The organism is Pseudomonas sp. Pseusp97 (assembly GCF_047304025.1).
GTDB lineage: Bacteria > Pseudomonadota > Gammaproteobacteria > Pseudomonadales > Pseudomonadaceae > Pseudomonas.
Genome location: NZ_JBGLYK010000600.1, coordinates 1 through 242, shown reverse-complemented (window position 1 = coordinate 242; position 242 = coordinate 1). Strand labels below are relative to the sequence as shown.

Genomic DNA, 242 nt, shown 5'->3' with positions numbered 1-242 from the left:
AGCTTGCACTGAACGAATACTGGAAACAGATCGGAGGCACCGTCTGGCTGCCTGGCACCAATCGCTCTGCTGACCGGTTCGCGCGCGCCTCGTTCTACGTCAACGCCATCCCTAAGAGTGAAGACCCTGCCATTGCACTTGCCAGCGTTTTTAGCGTGATCCGTAACGCGTCGGTGCCGTTCGGGATCACTACCCCCGGCGAGCCCAATATATCGTCCACCCGTTGGCGCACCGTCGCGGAT

At 59.9% G+C, this 242-nt stretch carries 1 protein-coding gene; it reads left to right on the top strand.

All coding sequences use genetic code 11. From position 1 onward, the window contains the following. The coding region (locus tag ACCC94_RS30485; protein WP_413353270.1) for a linear amide C-N hydrolase at positions 1-242 on the top strand (242 nt) is incomplete at both ends.